The sequence below is a fragment of the Micromonospora sp. CPCC 206060 genome, from assembly GCF_036906895.1.
GTDB lineage: Bacteria > Actinomycetota > Actinomycetes > Mycobacteriales > Micromonosporaceae > Micromonospora.
This window is the reverse complement of the sequence record NZ_JBAKHU010000035.1, coordinates 52,438-68,024: the sequence shown is the minus strand read 5'-3', so window position 1 is coordinate 68,024 and position 15,587 is coordinate 52,438. Positions and strand designations below refer to the sequence as shown.

The following is a 15,587-nucleotide window of genomic DNA, read 5'->3' as shown; positions in this document are numbered from 1 at the left end:
CAACCCACCGAACAACAAACGATCACGCAACAACCGCTAAACACCACTCCACAGGACTTGACCCCGCGTAGGGGACCTGGTGCTCCCGCAACCTGCCGTGTTCGTCCTGGAGGGTCAGCTCCCGCCACCGTCCGGTCTGCCGATCCTGGACCCGGACCACCCAGCCGACCGGCAGGTTCGTCCAGCCAAGGGGCTCCTTGATCCGGAACTGCAGATAGTCGGCGGTGGTGTTGGCGGCGAGCTGCCGATGGCCCCAGGTCTTCATTCCGCCGACGGTGGCGCCGACGTCCAGCCGGGCGGCACTGATGCCCTCCGGTACCCCGACATCGCCCCGGTAGGCCACTCCCGCGTCGACGCTCAGCCCCCGCGTCGACGTCTGCCACGTCGCCGTGTCCCGGTAGCGGTAGACGCGCTTTTCCTGCTTGCCCGAGAAGCGGGTACTGCCGGACTCCTTGAGCCCGAGCAGGCTGCCGTCCTCGACCACCGGCTCCCCGGTCGCCACCGCCCAGAGCCGAATGTCGTACGTGTTGCCGTCCACTGTCGCGGTGAGTGCCGCCCCGTCGTCGAGGACCTGACCGAACTGCGAGGCCAGCGTACGACTGACGACCTCCTCGGTGATCGCACCGGTGCCGAAGGGTACCGAGTGGTTGAGCCAGGCGGTCAGTTCCGGCACGAACGCCAGCTCGCCGATCGAGTGGAAGGCGGTGACCAGCCTGCTGTGGTCGACCACCACGCCGGGCACCATCGGTCGGGCACCCGGCTTCCCGTCCTGCCACTGCACGGTGGCCAGTTCGGTGAGCCGGCGCCGGAGCACCGAATCGGAGTACCGCTGGGTGCTGCGGAGGTCGGTGCGCAGGGCGCGGGTGTTGGCCCGTGCGGTGCGTACCATCGTGGCCAGCTGCCGCATCTCGGCCGGGCCCACCCGACCGGCGCCGAGCAGCTCAAGCGCCATCGACCGGTAGTCGGACGGACCGGTGTACCAACGGAAGCGGGAGTCGGCGTAGAGCCGGCGTCTGGTGTCGACCAGCCGGGCGACGTCCGAACGGGTGATCCCCTCCGGGTCGAGGGATGTCGAAGCGGACGCCCCGGCGGAAGTCTCCGGCGACATCAGATTCCACAGATGTTCGAGCTCACGCCGGCGCTGATCCGGCGAGTCCGCCTGGCCCGGCTGTCGCTGGATGGTGCGGGCGTGCCTCTCCACCACCGACCGGTAGATGCCGGCTTCGCGTAGCGCGGGGCTCGCGGCGGTGAGGGACCGCACCACGCCGCTGCCTCGCGCCAGCAGCGGGTGCCGGTCGCGCCACTGCTGTCGGGCGGTTGCCTGATCGACGATCCGTTGCAGGTTTCCCCAGGTCAGGGTGCCCCGCTCGCCGAGCTTGTGCTGCAGCAGATCCTGTAGGTGGCTCAACCGCAGTGGCCCGGCGGGTACGGCGCCGTCATTGGTCTTCAGGTAACGTCGGTAGGCCAACTCGGTGACCTGGTTGAGGGTGGCCAGGTTCTGCTCGGTCAGGTCGAAGCGCAGGTCTCTTTCCACCAGCAGGTCACGGGCCAGCCCGCGCATCTCAAGCTGTCGATCGGCGGCGACGCCACGCTCGCTCAGCGTCTGGACGATGCGTCGATCACGGTGCAGGACCTCGCTCGTCTCGTCGAGGGCCTGAAGGTCGTCGAGTCGGCCCTTCAACAGCTCGAAGCCTTCGCGCCGCTTCAGCGCGTCCAGCGTGACCGGATTGCCGCGCTCGACCAGCGTCTCGACGTGTTCCCTCAGCCGGCCCAGGTGTGATGAGTCGACCTCGCTGATCGACGGATCCAGCACCTGCTGGACCAGCGGGAGGAAGTCCGCGTCGGTCACCCTCCCCGGGTCGAGGTTCCGCGCGCCGGTCTGCATGGGAAAACCCTGGTACAGCACGCTATTGAGCCAGTGCCGTGCCCTGGCCGTCGGATCGTCGGTGGTCCTCGCCGCAGCGGCCTGCGCGGCGGCATGCTCCTGCGCCGTCTCCTGCCACTTCCGCATCTGCTCCGGCGGCGCGCTGACCAGGGTCTGGGTGACGGAGGCCGGCGGCAACTCTCCTGCCTGTCGGGCCTCCTCGACCAACGCCGCCAACCGGGTCAGCGTTTCCCGTACCTCTGCGGCGTCGGGTGCGGTCTGCTCCTGGCTGACGTGGTTGAGCTGCATCTCCAGGACGGGCAGCATGGCGTCGGCCCAGGCTGCGTCGGCCCGGTGTGCGTCGGCCGACGCAGCCGCAGTCGGCCCGACCGTGTCGGTGTCCGGGCGTCCCACGGCCTGCCCCGCTGTCCCGTCAGCCGACGTCGGCGCGGACCCGGAGTCGGTGGTGGCCGCAGCAACGGCGCCGGTCCGACCGGTTGGTCCCGCGTTGGTCGCGTTGGTTCCGATGGACGGCAGGGTGCTGGCGGTGCTGGGTGGGGGATTCTGCGCCTTCGTCGGCCGGGCCGGGTCGGGGGTGATCACGGCGATACTGCCGGGCGGTGTTGCCGTCGGTGGACGCACCACGGTGACGGGTGTGACGGCGTCGTCGGAGTGGGCTGTCGGCTGCCGGCCGGGTGCCGGTAGTGGGGAAGTGCCGACCCCGGGCTGTCCGGTTCCGGTGGAGCCGACCCCGGTCGTGCCGGTGATGGTCGTGCCGCTGGTCGTGCCGCTGGTCGTGACTCCGGTCGGGCCGCTGGTCCCGGACCCGGGCGGCGTGGGGTATTGCGGCCGTGGTGTGCCGATCGGGGTGCCATCGGACGCGTTGTTGTCAGCGGTGGACGGTGGAGGGTTGAGGACTGTGGTGGTGAGGCTGAATGGGAGGCCGGTGGCTGCGGTGGGCGGTGGCGGGGGGCTGCCACCGGACGCGTCCGTGCCGGCTGTTGCGCTGGTGGTGACGCCGCTGGCGGTCGGCGTGGGTGTGCTGACGACGGGCGTACCGGCTGGTGCGGTCGTGGCGCTGGCGACCGGTGGGGTGTCGGTCAGGACCGTGGTGATCGGATCCGTCCGGGTTGCGCTGTTGTCGGCGGCGGTTGACCCGCTGTTGACGGGGGGTTCGGACGTGTTCGGTGTGGCAGCGGTGAAAGTACTGCTGCCGCTGCCGCTGCCGCTGCCGCTGCCGGTGGTGTGGTCTGTGGTGTCGGGTGGGGCGGTGGTGAGGGGGGCGGGGATACCGGTGGTGCTGCTGCTGGGGATGCCGTCGCCGGGTGGGGGTGGGGTGTCTGGGGTTGGGTGGGGGGTGTTGGTGGTGGCGCCGGGGGTGCCGCTGGTTTGTCCGGTGACCGGGATGCTAGCGGGGGCCCCAGTTCCTGTGGGTTGAGCTGTGGGGGCGGGGGCTGGCGTGGCTGGGCTGCTTGTGTTGGCGAGGGCGGTGTTGGTGGTGGGGTCGTCGGTGTTGGTGGTGAGGGTGGTGAGGGTGGTGAGGGTGGGGATGTCGCCGAGGTTGGGTAGGCCGGTGTCGGTGCCGCGGGTGCGGGCGCGGTGTTTTCCCCAGTCGATGATGCCTTCGGTGGCGCCGGCGGTGGCGGCCCAGCCGGCGGGTGCTTCGCGGCGGCCGTTGATGATGCCGTCGGCGGCGGCTTCGGCGCTGTATTCGTGGAGGGCGCCCTGTCCCATGTGGCTGGTGAGTTCCGCGACGTTTTTGGCGGTGTGGTTGGTGACGGTGATGTCGAAGTGGGTGGCGGTTTGTTGGGCGAGGGTGCTGAGGGCGCCGAGGCCGGCGCCGGCGCCGATGACGCCGGTGAGGATGGTGCTGAGGCTGCGTTCGGTGTCCCATTCGGTGCGGTCTTCGCGGACGGTCTGCGCGATCTGGATGGCGGCGTCGAGGGCTATCTGGGGGAAGATGTTCCAGAAGAGGGAGACGACGAGGTGGCGGACGATCTGGATGGCGATGTGTCGGCCGAGGGCCTGTAGTGCGGTGATGGCGGGGATGGCGGCGGGTGCGGCGGGGTGGCGAGGAGATAGACGAGGTGGCCGATGTTGAGGGCGAGGATGCCGAGTTGGCCGATGATCATGAATTTGGCGTACTCGACGTTGAGGGCGGCTTGGTTGGTGTAGGTGGTGAGGGCGGTGCTGGTGTCGCGGAGGGCTTTGATGTGGCCGGTGTCGATGAGCTGGTCGAGTCGGGTGGTGAAGGCGTCGGCGCCCTGGCCGGTCCAGGCGGTGGTGACGGACTGGCGGGCTGCGCGGATGGTGGTTTCGGTGTCGCCGAGTTGGGTGGCGAAGGTGTTCCAGACGGTGGACAGGGCGCGGCGTTTGTCCTCGTCGGCTTCGGGCCATGATTCCCCGGTGGTGATGAGGAACATGGTGCGTACCCAGTCGGGGATCTCCATGCCCATGGGGCAACACCCTCCAAGCGGTTCGTGTACCCGAGGCGTGTGCGCTGCTGTGTGACGGTGTCCGGCCGCCGGCCGGACGGTAGCCGGCGTTACCCCGCTTTCTCCTGCGACCCGGGTGGCGTCCGGGACGAGGCCGTGCTTCCGGGAAGGGCGTTGACCAGGGCGTGGGCGGGATTCTTCCGCTGCGCACCGGCGCTGCGACAGGGCCTCGGGGGCCAACCGGGACCCACAGTCCACAGTCCTGCCCTGGGCCCGGATGTCGGCGGACCGAGTGCGGCAATCCGGGGAACGGACTCCTCCGGTACCGAGTACGGGGACACGTGAAGCGAGCACACGGCCCTGCGGAATCCGCGAGACCGTGTGCTCCGAACTGCAGTTCCGGCGGCTGCCGGTTACGGGGCGACGTGCTGCTTCGCCCAGTTGATCATCGTGATGAAGCTGTACGGAGCGGTGTAGTGCGTGTTCAGATCGTGACCGGTCTGCGGGATGACGGCCAGGTCGAAGCTGGGCGCGTTGGAGTGGAACGATCCTTCCTTCTGCTTCAGAGCCGCCTTGTCACTGCAGTCGTTGGCGTCTGCGCAGAAGAGAGCGTCCTGGTCACCGATGACGCTCAGTACGGGGACCGTGATGTTCTGCGTGGGCGCGGTCGCCAGCGGCGAGGAGAAGGCCGCTCCCAGTTCCAGCAGGAGCGGTGCGGGGAACGTGTCCCGGTTGTCCGTGTCGACCTGGATGACGGTTGAATCGGATGTCGCCGGCCAGTAGAAGACCCCGCGGTCGGCGATGTTGGTCAGGTGGCCGTCGTCCAGGTTGAGCGAGGCGAACTTCGGGTCCTGGTTCGCCGGGAACGCGACGAACGATCCGGCGCCGGTAGCACTCAGGCCGTTGATCGCACCGGTGCTGATGATGGCGTCGTCGTCGTTGTTGTAGGTCCCCGCCAGTTTCCAGCCGGTCGCCGTGCCGAGCGAGTGGCCGACGTAGATCACCTTGTCGAACGCGGTCCCGCCGACCCCACCGGCGCGTAGTGCGGTGATTACGTCGTGGAGCCCGTGGGCCAGCACCGAGAAGTTGATCAGGCTGCTGTGCGGACGCGAGCTCCGCCCGGTGCCGATCTGGTCCACGTTGAACGTGGCATAGCCGGCCCGGTTGGCGAACTGCGCGTACGAGTACAACTGCGGCTGGTACGGGAAGTCCCAGTACGTCCGGTTGTAGGTGCCGCCGTGAACGAGCACCTGCACGGTCTCCGGCGTACCCGAGGCCGGCAGGCAGAGGTCGCCCCTGATGAAGTAGTCGGCGGGCCCGCCCTCGGCCAGGGAGACCGGCAGCGTGTACTCGGTGCAGTTCCTCGTCGACGATGTCGCCGAGGCGGCACCGGTGGCCGGCACCAGACTTGCCGTCAGCAGCAGCGCTGCCGATGTGACCAGTGTGGGCGTCCTGAACCTACGCAGGGTCGTGGAACGTAACATGATTCCTCCAGGTCGCATCACTGATAGGCGGAAAAACGGACGACGATGAACCGTCTCAAATTGTGAACGGAATGAACGTCCAACCGTTCTCCCTTGTCGACGGAAGTCAACGAAACACAATCTGCATCCGGGTTGGGAGCGAAGTCAAGCCGCGACCAGGCTTATGGGCCCACGGGCCCATGAGTCTGGTCGTGCCAGCAAATGACCAGGTAGATCCCCTACGTGCCCGCCCGGCAGGTGGGTTCGGATGCCGACCAACCGGTACCAAAGGATGCGACCATCGTTACGGATGGGACAGTTGCCGCTGATCGATCGGCCAGCCTATGCCGGCGAGACACACGTGCCAGATCGAAAACAAGGCTGCGAATTGATTTCCGGGGTTCGTGGTTGATGCCGGGTCCGCGGGGACAACGGTACCGACCCGGCAATACGGCTATTGGAAGAACAGGGCCACGATTATCGGGAGTTTCTGGGAGAACTCCTGACCTCGGCCCTTCAGTAAGGGCGGACGGTTGCCTCCGCCAGGTACCAGAGTCGGTCGGCGAGGTTGTCGGACGCTGGTTCGACTATCCGACCGTCGCGGGCGTCACCGACGATGGCCCGCTGCCGCGCGCGCTCGCCAACCTGCCGAGCACCATGATGGTGGGCGTTGATCGAGCCGGTGCTGACCGCGAGGCGGGCAGTCCGGGCGGGGCTGGGGATCAGTCGGCTGGTCCATGGCCTGCGGGAGATCGTCACCGCGATCCTGTGCGTGGCCAGGACGGGAATCCGCCTGGGATCACCTGCCGCACGACTTCCCGCCGGCGAAGACGGTGCGCGGAGGGATCCTGGGCGAGGCGAGTGGCCGACTGTACGCCAGATGGGCGGCCGACGGCACCACCCAACAGGTCCACGACCTGCTACGGAACCCGGTCGCACGCGGCAAGATATTCAGCAATTCGTATCTTGCCTGATTGAAAGGTGCTTACTTGTTTGCGTCCGCCCCGCAGACCGGCATCTACCGAAGGGCTGAGGGGCCGAGGTTGACGTCGAAGAGCCCGTTCGTCTTGACGGGCATCTGGCAGGCCTGGGCGATCGTCTGGGCCACTTCGTCGATGCCGCGGGCCAGGGCGGTGCCGTTGATGTGTACGTGGTGCTGCACCGCCGAGGCGCTCTGAAAGAAGCTGCCGGGATGCACGACGATGCCGTGCCGGCTGAGTCGAGTGCAGACGGAATGCTCGTCGGGGACGGGCAGCCAGATGTGCGGTCCCTCGGTCGGCTCGACGTCGAAACCGCATCTGGTCAGGGCCTGGCTGAACTGGGAGTGCCTTCGCTTGCACTCCGCGACAAAGGCTGTCGTGTGGCGGGTCGCCTTCGCGTCGGTCAACTGGAAGGCCAACGCGAGCTGAAGGAGTCGGCTGACCCAGCGCGAGGAGTAGGTGAGCCGTGACCACATCATGTCGATGTTCTCTGAGGCTCCGCCGACAACCGCGACACGCAGGTCGGCCCCGAAAAAGAAGTTGTAGGCCTGCATGTGTACGACCCGGCTCGGTAGGTGAGTCGCCAGGGATCGCTGTGTGGATCGCATGAGAGCCGTCTGCGACAGTTCGAAGACAGGAAATGCTTCGTCCTGAAGCAATGCTGCCGCCGCCTCGATCCAGGCGGCGTCCACTGCCCGCCCGGACGGGACGTTTCCGTTGGGCTGGTAGATCATCGCGCTCGGCTTGCTGATCATCGCCAACCGTAGTTGATCCAGGTCCGGGCCGTCGGGTCGGTACTCGACGGGGATGCTGGTGGCGCCGATGGACTCCAGGATGTCGAGGACACGCGCGTGGGTGGGCGACTCGATGATCACCCGGTCGCCGGGCCGGACCACGGTGGCGAGAGCCAGTTCGATGGCGTCGACGACGCCGTGGGTGGCCAGGAAGTGATTGGTGTCAAACGGCCAGTGCGGCTCGACGGCCGCCGCCAACTCGGGTGTGATCGGGTCGGCGAAGGTGTTGTGCAAATCGCGGTTGCCGAGCGCGTAGGCAAGTGCCGGTGCCAGGTCCGGGGGCGGCAGGTCGTCCGTGCGCAGGTTCCCCAGGTCGATCGGCATCGTCGACGAGGTGCGGACCATACTGTCGAACCGCCTGGCTCGGGGAGGCTGTGGCGGGCCCAGGACGAAGGTGCCGCCGCGACGCCGGGTTTCGATGACGTGGCGGGAGTTGAGCGTCTTCCAGGCTTGCGCGACCGCCGACCTGCTCATTCCGAGGCTGGTCGCCAGATCCCGCACGGTGGGTAGCTGGGATCGGGCCGGTAGCTCCCCGGAGGCGATCAGGTCGAGAATCGCCCGGGCCAGCGCGTTGGCCGAGCGCAGGATGAGCCGCGACTGGATGAGCTGGATGCATCCCTGGTCGTCCAGCGGCGCTGGTGTCGTCACGCTTCGTGTCCTCCGAACGGCGTAACCCTGCCGTGGCGAGAGTTGCCCGGCGCGTCCTGACGGTCGGGCCGGACGGCGCGCCCCGCGCTGACTGTAGTGCCTGGGGTCGGGGCGCGGCGGGAGCGGGATCGATGCGCGGGCTGCGGGACTCCGCCGGTCATGGCGGGCCGCAGTCGACCGGCAGCCGGTGACGAATATGTCCATGGACATTGAGATGTTGACCTGGGCATAAACTCGAACCTAGCTTCTACTGCGTTGACCTCGAACTTTAGGGGTCCGGCCGCGAAGTCCAGCCACCCTGGCGCCCGCCGCCGAGTCGCTCACCGGCGATGTCGTACGCGCTGACGTGAAGTCGCACGCCCTGCCGCTCGCCGATGTCGCCCTACCACTCAGTTGAACCAGAGGACGGTGCCAGTGAAGACCTCTCGACGTCTCGTGGTTGTGGTGGTGCTCGCCGCCCTGGCTGGGACCGCGGGCTGCACCAAGATCGATGACAGCTCAACCACCCCGACCTCATCCGGCGAGGTGGCCGACGGCGGGACGCTGACGCTCGCCGCCTCCAGCCCGATCGCGGACTGGAACCCGCTCTCCGCCGCAGGCGACACCACCGGCCAGCGCCAGCAGCAATGGCCGTTCTATCCCCACCCGTTCCTGACCAACTCCGACACCAGCGTGGTGCTCAACACGGCGCTGCTGGAATCGGCCACGGTCGTCAGCACCAGCCCGATGAAGGTCGAGTACAAGATCCAGCAGAAGGCCGTGTGGTCTGACGGAACCCCGATCACCGGCAAGGACTTCGAGTACACGCAGGCCGTGCAGGACCCGAAGAAGTGTGCGGCGTGCAAGGCGGCCTTCACCGAGGGCTACTCGCTGATCACGTCCGTCGAATCCGTCAATGACGGCAGGACGGTGACGATGACCTACTCAAAGCCGTTCTCGGCATGGCAGGCCCTGTTCAACTACGTCCTGCCGGCGCACGTCGCGGCCTCCTACGGGGACCTGGCGACCTCCTTCAACGAGGGTTTCAGCAAGAACGTGCCGAAGGTCTCCGGTGGCCCGTACGTTATCAAGGACTACCAGGACGGCATCTCGATGACGATGGTCAAGAACCCCAAGTGGTACGGAGCGCCGGCACACCTGGACACCATCACCACCCGCTACATCTCGGGCCAGGGCGCGCAGATCACCGCGCTGCAGAACGGCGAGATTGACCTCGTCTACCAGAACCCCACGCTGGACACGGTCAACGAGGTGAAGGCCATGAACGGCATGACCGTTCTGCTCGGCTCGACCCTCACCTACTACCACCTCGGCATGAAGACCACCGGCGACGTGATGAGCGACGCGCCGCTACGTAAGGCGATCGCCACGGCGCTCGATCTCGATGACATCCGCAAGCGCACGGTGGGCCAGTACGCCCCGGACCTGGTGACCATGAAGAGCAGCGCGTACGTCCCCGGGCAGAAGGTGGGAGGCGTCGCCGCCTACCGGGACAACACCGACGAGGTCAACATCGGCAAGGGTGACACCAAGGCCGCGCTCGGGATCCTCGAGCAGGCCGGATACCGCGTGACCGGCGACAAGCTGACCCTGCCAGACGGCAAGCCGCTGCGGGACCTGAAGCTGTTGACGCTCTCCACCGACGTGCTCCGCATGGAACTCGCGCAGATCGTCCAGGCACAGCTCAAGCAACTGGGCATCACGGTCGTCATCGACCCCGCAGACGGCTCGCGATACTCCCCGGCGCTCCGTTCGGGCAGCTTCGACATCATGGCCACCGGAACGGCGCTGGACCTCGGTGCGCTCTCGTTGCAGCAGTGGTACGGCACCGGGGCGGCCCGTTCGTTTGGTTACTCGTCAGCCGAAGCGGACCGGCTGTTCGCGGCGGCGGCGACCGAACTCGATCCGGCCAAGCAGGTCGACCTGATGAACCAGGTGGACCGGGTGCTGCTTGCTGACGGTGTGGTGCTGCCGCTGTTCGCCAGCCCGCAGATGGCCGTCTATTCCGACAAGTTCGCCAATATCTTTATCAACCCGAGCAAGTACGGCACCACTATGAACGTCGAGCAGTGGGGCCTGCGCAAGTAGTCGCGCGGTCATCCGGAAAGGAAAGATGTGACGATCGACTTTGTGGTGGCCACACCGCACGATGCGGTCGAATTCAACGACGTCTACCGCAACACCACGGCGAGTGCCGGCTATATCGCCTGCAACAACATCTACAACCGCGTGGTGCTCAACGAATGGTATGAGATCAACCCGTTCCCGGACCTGGCGACCCACTGGGAGCAGTTGGACGGGTCGCGGCGGTGGCGCTTCCATCTCAACCAGGCCGCCCGGTGGCAGGACGGCACCCCGCTGACCGCGCACGACGTCGTCTACACCCATCTGCACGCGATGAAGATGGGATACACCGGAGGTCGGTTCCTGAAGGACGTGGAGACGATCGTCGCGGTCAACGACCACACCGTCGACTACCATCTCCACACACCCAACGCCGGATTCCTCGTCCTGCTGGGGAACTTCATCTTCACCCACATCCTGCCCCGGCATCTGTACGAGGGAACGGACTGGGCGACGAACCCGCACAACCTGAAGCCGGTGGGCTCCGGGCCGTTCCGTCTGGCGGAGTGGATTCCCGGTGAACACGTCGTCATGGAGGCGGTCAAGGGCCACTGGGGCCCGCAGCCGGAGATCGACCGGCTGATCCTGAAGATCGTCCCGGATCGGGACGAATGCGTCCGGATGGTGGCGCGCGGGGAGGCCCACTTCTTCCCCCAGGACACGCTGACCAAGGACCGGCTCCACCTGCTCGACGACGCGACGGCGGACATCGAGATCCTGCGGGACCCGGGGCCGGGCATGGCGCTGCTGGACTTCAACCACGGCCGGGACCTCTGGCAGGACCAGCGGGTGCGCCAGGCGGTCGCCCACGCGGTGAATCGGAAGGAGATCGCCGAACTCGGCGACCCGGGAGTGTCGCAGGCGTGGGACCACTACCTGTTGGGCTCGGTGGAGTGGGCGTTCAACCCGGACGCCAAGGCGCCGGCCCACGACGTGGAACGGGCACGCGCACTGCTCGACGAGGCTGGGGTGACCGCCGACGCCTCCGGCGTACGGGCCCGGTTGTCGATGTTCTACATGGACAGCTTCCATGGGCACAAACCTCTGGCCGAGATGGTCACCCGCCAGCTAGGTGAAATCGGCTTCGAGGTCAGCTTCGAAGGACTGTCATCCGTGGACTGGCGAAGCCGGATCGGCGATGCACGAGACTTCGATCTGATCATCGTGGGCGGCTCGATGGCGCCGGACCCGGAGATCACGGCTCCGAAGTACACCACCGACGGGCAGGGCAACATGGCCCAGCACCACAACCCGGACGTGGACGCCGCCTACCTCGCCGCCCGGACGGCAGGCACCCGCGCCGAACGGGGCGCCCACTACCGGCGCCTGCAGGAGGTCTGGGCCCGGGACACCGAATGGGTGCCCCTGTTCTGGTACGGCACCTACTTCGCTCGCAGCAGCAAGTTCTACGGCTGGTCCGACCAACTCGGCTACTCCGTGCCCTGGTGGCACTGGGGCCGGATCCGTCCGGTCTAGAACCACGGCATCCAGATGCAGATTCTCCCGAGGAGAGGAGGAGCGAAGACATGCTTCGGCTGATCCTTCGACGCCTGGCCAGCGCCGTCCTGGTGTTGCTGCTCGCTTCCGTCGTCATCTTCACGGTGATCTCGGTCTCGGGAGACCCGCTGGCCGAGCTCCGGGACCGGCAGCCGCCGGTCCCGGAGTCGGTCATCGCCGCCGAGGAAGCCCGACTGGGTCTGCACGATCCGCTACCGATGCGCTATCTGACCTGGCTCAGCGGCGTGGTCACCGGTGATTTCGGCCCGTCGACGATCGCCACCCGGGATATCGGGGCGGAGTTGGGCACCCGGGTCGGTGTCACCCTGCGCCTCGTCCTGATCGCGATCATCATCGCGCTCGTCCTGTCGCTGCTCGCGGGCACCGTCTCCGCGCTGTACCAGCGACGCTGGCCCGATCTGGTGTTGACCCCCAGCGCCTTCGTGCTCCTCGCGCTGCCGTCGTTCTGGCTGGCGGTGTTGTTGAAGCAGTGGGGGATAGGGCTCAACAACCTCACCGGATACCAGCTTTTCTACACGGTGGGGGAGGCGTCGGTGCCCCGACCGGAGGGATTCGCACTGGTGGCGGACATCGGCGGACACCTGGTACTGCCGACGATCGTGTTGGCCCTGGTGCACTTCGCGACGTGGAGCCGCTATCAACGGACTGCGGTAGCGGAAGGGCTGGCCGGAGACCATGTCCGGTTCGCCGTACTCAAGGGGCTCTCCCGCCGCCGCATCATCGGGTCGTACGTGGTGCGCCCGGCGTTGATCCCCATCGTGACCATCGTGGCGTTGGACCTCCCGGTCGTCTTCTCCGGCGCGGTGATCACCGAAACAGTCTTCCAGTGGCGTGGGATGGGCGGCTTCCTGCTGGAGTCGATCGCACTGCGCGACACCAACGCCGTACTCGCGTGGTTGCTCATCGCCGCAACCGCCGTGGTCATCTTCAACCTGCTTGCCGACATCCTGTACGGCGTCGTGGATCCGCGGGTGCGCTATGCCAAATCCTGAACTGGTCAAAGACCCGGCGCTGCTGACCGATGCGGTGCCCGAGGCCGGGTCGTCGAAGCTGGTCGTCACCTTCGGCAGGTTCATCCGGCACAGGGTGGGGATGATCGCCCTCGCGGTGCTGATCCTCGTCATCCTTGCCGCGATCATCATGCCGCTGCTGTGGCCGTACGGCTACTCCGAGATCACCCCGGACCTGTCGCAGTCCCCGTCCCTGGAACATCCGATGGGGACCGACACCCTGGGCCGGGACCTGTTGGCGTTGGTCCTGCGGGGCATGCAGCAGTCGTTGCTGATCGCCTTCTCGGTCACGGTCATCGCCTGCGTCATCGGCGTGGTGCTGGGTGTCGTGGCGGGCTACTTCGGGAGTTTTGTCGACGCCACCGTGATGCGCGCTGTCGACCTGGTGCTCACCCTGCCCACCTTGGCGCTCGCCGCGTTCCTGGGGTCGCTCGTCGCCGGCGGCGGGGTTTCCTGGCTGGGACTCGCCATGGTGCTGGGCTCGTTGATGTGGACATCGGTCGCCCGGCTGGTCCGCGGTGTCGTGTTGAGCCTGCGCGAGTTGCCGTTCGTCGACGCGGCGCGGGTGATGGGGGCCGGCCCGGTCCGGATCATGTTCCGGCACCTGGTGCCCAACGTGTCGGACCACATCGTGGTGGCGGGCACGCTCATGTTCGGCGTGGCCATCCTCGCCGAGAGCAGCCTGTCCTTCCTCGGTTTCGGTGTGCAGCCACCGGACACCTCCCTGGGTCTGCTGGTGGCCAACGCACAGTCGGCGGTGCTGACCCGCCCGTGGCTGTTCTACTTCCCCGGCCTGCTGATCATCACGATCGTGCTGTCGGTCAACTATGTCGGGGAGGGGCTGCGCGACGCGTTCAACCCCAGGTCCTCGCCCACCAACCCGCTGGCAACACCGCGTCGCGGGCGCGGCGGGAAGCAGCGGGCCGACCGGAGGCCCGTGACCGGGCAGCGGTCCGTGACCGATCGGAAACCGTCGACGAACGCCAACGCGGTGGACGGCAGCACAGTAGACACCGATCCGCAGGCGCCCGCCAAGGCCCTGATCAAGGTCACGGACCTGTCCGTCCGGTTCGGCAGCCAGGCGGCGGTGGATTCGATCAGTCTGGAGATCCAGCCGGGCGAGGTGGTCGCACTCGTCGGCGAGTCCGGGTCGGGCAAGTCACTCACCGGACTTTCCCTGGTGGGGTTGCTGCCCAACAACGCGGTGGGCAGCGGATCGGTCGTCTTCAACGGTGACGAGCTCAGCGACCTGACGTTCGGCCAGTGGCGGCGATACCGGGGCCGGCGGATCGCGATGATCCTGCAGGATCCGTCGACCACGCTCAACCCGGTGCTCACCATCGGCGCCCAGTTCGAGGACTCGATGCGGCTCTCCGCCCCGGTCAGCCGGACCGAGGCCCGGCGGCGCACGATCGAGTTGATGGCGAGCGTGGCCATCAAGGACGCGCCAGCACGGCTCGATCAGTATCCGCACCAGCTCTCGGGCGGCATGCGGCAACGTATCGCGATCGCCCTGGCGATGGTGCACGACCCGGATCTCATCATCGCCGACGAGCCGACCACCGCCCTGGACGTCACCGTGCAGGCCCAGGTGATGGCCACCCTCGCGGTCGCCCGGGAGCGTACGGGCGCGGCGATGCTCTTCATCACCCACGACCTGGCCCTCGTCGCCGGTATCGCCGACCGGGTCGCCGTCATGTACCAGGGAAAAATCGTCGAGGACCAGGACGTGTTCTCCCTCTTCGAGGCGCCACGATCCGATTACACGAGGAAGTTGCTGTCGTTGGCGCCGCGGATCGATGGAAAGGCGGTGGAGCGGCAGTGAGCGGTCAGACGCACGCCGAAGGGGCCGAGCTGCTGCGGGTCACGGACCTGGTGAAGCACTTCCGGCCACCCCGGGGGGCGCGGCGGGACGGACCGTCCGTGGTGCACGCCCTGTGCTCGGTGTCCTTCTCGGTGGGCCCGGCGGAGACGCTCGGCATCGTCGGCGAATCGGGATCGGGCAAGACCACCCTGCTGCGTACCATCCTCGGTTTGCAGAAGCCCAGCTCGGGCCAGGTCCTCTTCCTCGGCGAGGATGTCGCCCAGCGCCGGGGCAAGCGCGCCCGCGCGTTGCAGCGGGAGATCTCGGTCGTCTTCCAGGACCCGTACACGTCCCTGGACCCCCGGATGACGGTGGCGGACATTCTCGCCGAGCCGGCGCAAATACACCGCCTGACGGCGGGCAGCCGGACGGCAGTCACCCTGCTCGACCAGGTACGCCTGCCGGCGGCCAGCCTGCGGAAGTTCCCGCACGAGTTCTCCGGGGGCCAACGCCAGCGCATCGCGATCGCCCGTGCGCTGGCGCTGGACCCGAAACTGATCGTGCTCGACGAGCCGGTGTCCGCACTGGACGTCTCGGTCCAGGCGGAGATCCTGGCGCTGCTCAATGAGCTGCAGCGGGAGCGGCAGGTGTCCTACCTGTTCGTGGCGCATGATCTGGCCGTCGTCGCCGACATCTCGCACCGCGTCGGGGTGATGTACGGCGGGCAGATGGTCGAGCTGGGTCCGACCGGGCAGGTGATCACCGAGGCCCGGCATCCGTACACCCGGGAACTCCTGGCCGCCGTACCGGTGCCGGATCCACAGGTCGAACGGGCCAAGCCGCGGATGCTCCAGCGGCAGTGGCCGACCGAAACCGACGGCCTCCCGCCGTGTCCGCATGGAGACGTCCTCTAGCGCACCGCGGACCGAGTCCTGCCGAGCCTGCCA

10 protein-coding genes are annotated in these 15,587 nt (G+C 67.4%); 6 read left to right on the top strand and 4 right to left on the bottom strand.

Annotation, left to right across the window (positions count from 1 at the left end; all coding sequences use genetic code 11):
* Positions 1-22 precede the first annotated feature (22 nt).
* Positions 23-3,598, bottom strand: coding sequence for a hypothetical protein (locus tag V6U90_RS21150; protein WP_334439334.1), 3,576 nt, complete (start codon positions 3,596-3,598; stop codon positions 23-25).
* Between V6U90_RS21150 and V6U90_RS21145 the strand changes: the two genes are divergently transcribed.
* Complete coding sequence (locus V6U90_RS21145; RefSeq protein ID WP_334439331.1) at positions 3,578-3,895, top strand: hypothetical protein; 318 nt, start codon at positions 3,578-3,580, stop codon at positions 3,893-3,895. The genes V6U90_RS21150 and V6U90_RS21145 overlap by 21 nt on opposite strands.
* Here V6U90_RS21145 and V6U90_RS21140 read toward each other — a convergent pair.
* The 3 genes from V6U90_RS21140 to V6U90_RS21130 form a co-directional block, all read right to left on the bottom strand.
* Positions 3,811-4,320 carry a WXG100-like domain-containing protein gene (locus V6U90_RS21140; RefSeq protein ID WP_334439329.1) on the bottom strand — a complete coding sequence of 170 codons (510 nt, stop codon included), beginning with the start codon at positions 4,318-4,320 and terminating at the stop codon, positions 3,811-3,813. The genes V6U90_RS21145 and V6U90_RS21140 overlap by 85 nt on opposite strands.
* 392 nt (positions 4,321-4,712) lie before the next feature.
* Positions 4,713-5,783 carry an alpha/beta hydrolase gene (locus V6U90_RS21135; protein WP_334439327.1) on the bottom strand — a complete coding sequence of 357 codons (1,071 nt, stop codon included), beginning with the start codon at positions 5,781-5,783 and terminating at the stop codon, positions 4,713-4,715.
* Between the two features lie 997 nt (positions 5,784-6,780).
* Complete coding sequence (locus tag V6U90_RS21130; RefSeq protein WP_334439325.1) at positions 6,781-8,184, bottom strand: aminotransferase class I/II-fold pyridoxal phosphate-dependent enzyme; 1,404 nt, start codon at positions 8,182-8,184, stop codon at positions 6,781-6,783.
* A 447-nt stretch (positions 8,185-8,631) separates the two neighbouring features.
* Here V6U90_RS21130 and V6U90_RS21125 point away from each other — a divergent pair, with 447 nt between their 5' ends.
* From V6U90_RS21125 to V6U90_RS21105, 5 genes are read left to right on the top strand one after another with little or no spacing between them, the layout of a single operon-like run.
* Positions 8,632-10,272 carry an ABC transporter family substrate-binding protein gene (locus tag V6U90_RS21125; RefSeq protein ID WP_334439323.1) on the top strand — a complete coding sequence of 547 codons (1,641 nt, stop codon included), beginning with the start codon at positions 8,632-8,634 and terminating at the stop codon, positions 10,270-10,272.
* Positions 10,273-10,299: 27 nt separating this feature from the next.
* The gene (locus tag V6U90_RS21120; protein ID WP_334439320.1) at positions 10,300-11,784 is read left to right on the top strand and encodes an ABC transporter substrate-binding protein; all 1,485 of its coding nucleotides are present in this window, start codon (positions 10,300-10,302) and stop codon (positions 11,782-11,784) included.
* Positions 11,754-12,818: an ABC transporter permease gene (locus V6U90_RS21115; RefSeq protein WP_334439317.1), complete on the top strand. Its 1,065-nt coding sequence runs from the start codon at positions 11,754-11,756 to the stop codon at positions 12,816-12,818. Before V6U90_RS21120 ends, V6U90_RS21115 begins: the two co-directional genes overlap by 31 nt.
* Positions 12,805-14,661: a dipeptide/oligopeptide/nickel ABC transporter permease/ATP-binding protein gene (locus V6U90_RS21110; protein ID WP_334439314.1), complete on the top strand. Its 1,857-nt coding sequence runs from the start codon at positions 12,805-12,807 to the stop codon at positions 14,659-14,661. Before V6U90_RS21115 ends, V6U90_RS21110 begins: the two co-directional genes overlap by 14 nt.
* A complete protein-coding gene (locus V6U90_RS21105) occupies positions 14,658-15,554 on the top strand; it encodes an ATP-binding cassette domain-containing protein (protein ID WP_334439311.1) in 897 nt (298 codons plus the stop codon). The genes V6U90_RS21110 and V6U90_RS21105 overlap by 4 nt, the downstream gene beginning before the upstream one ends.
* Positions 15,555-15,587 lie beyond the last annotated feature (33 nt).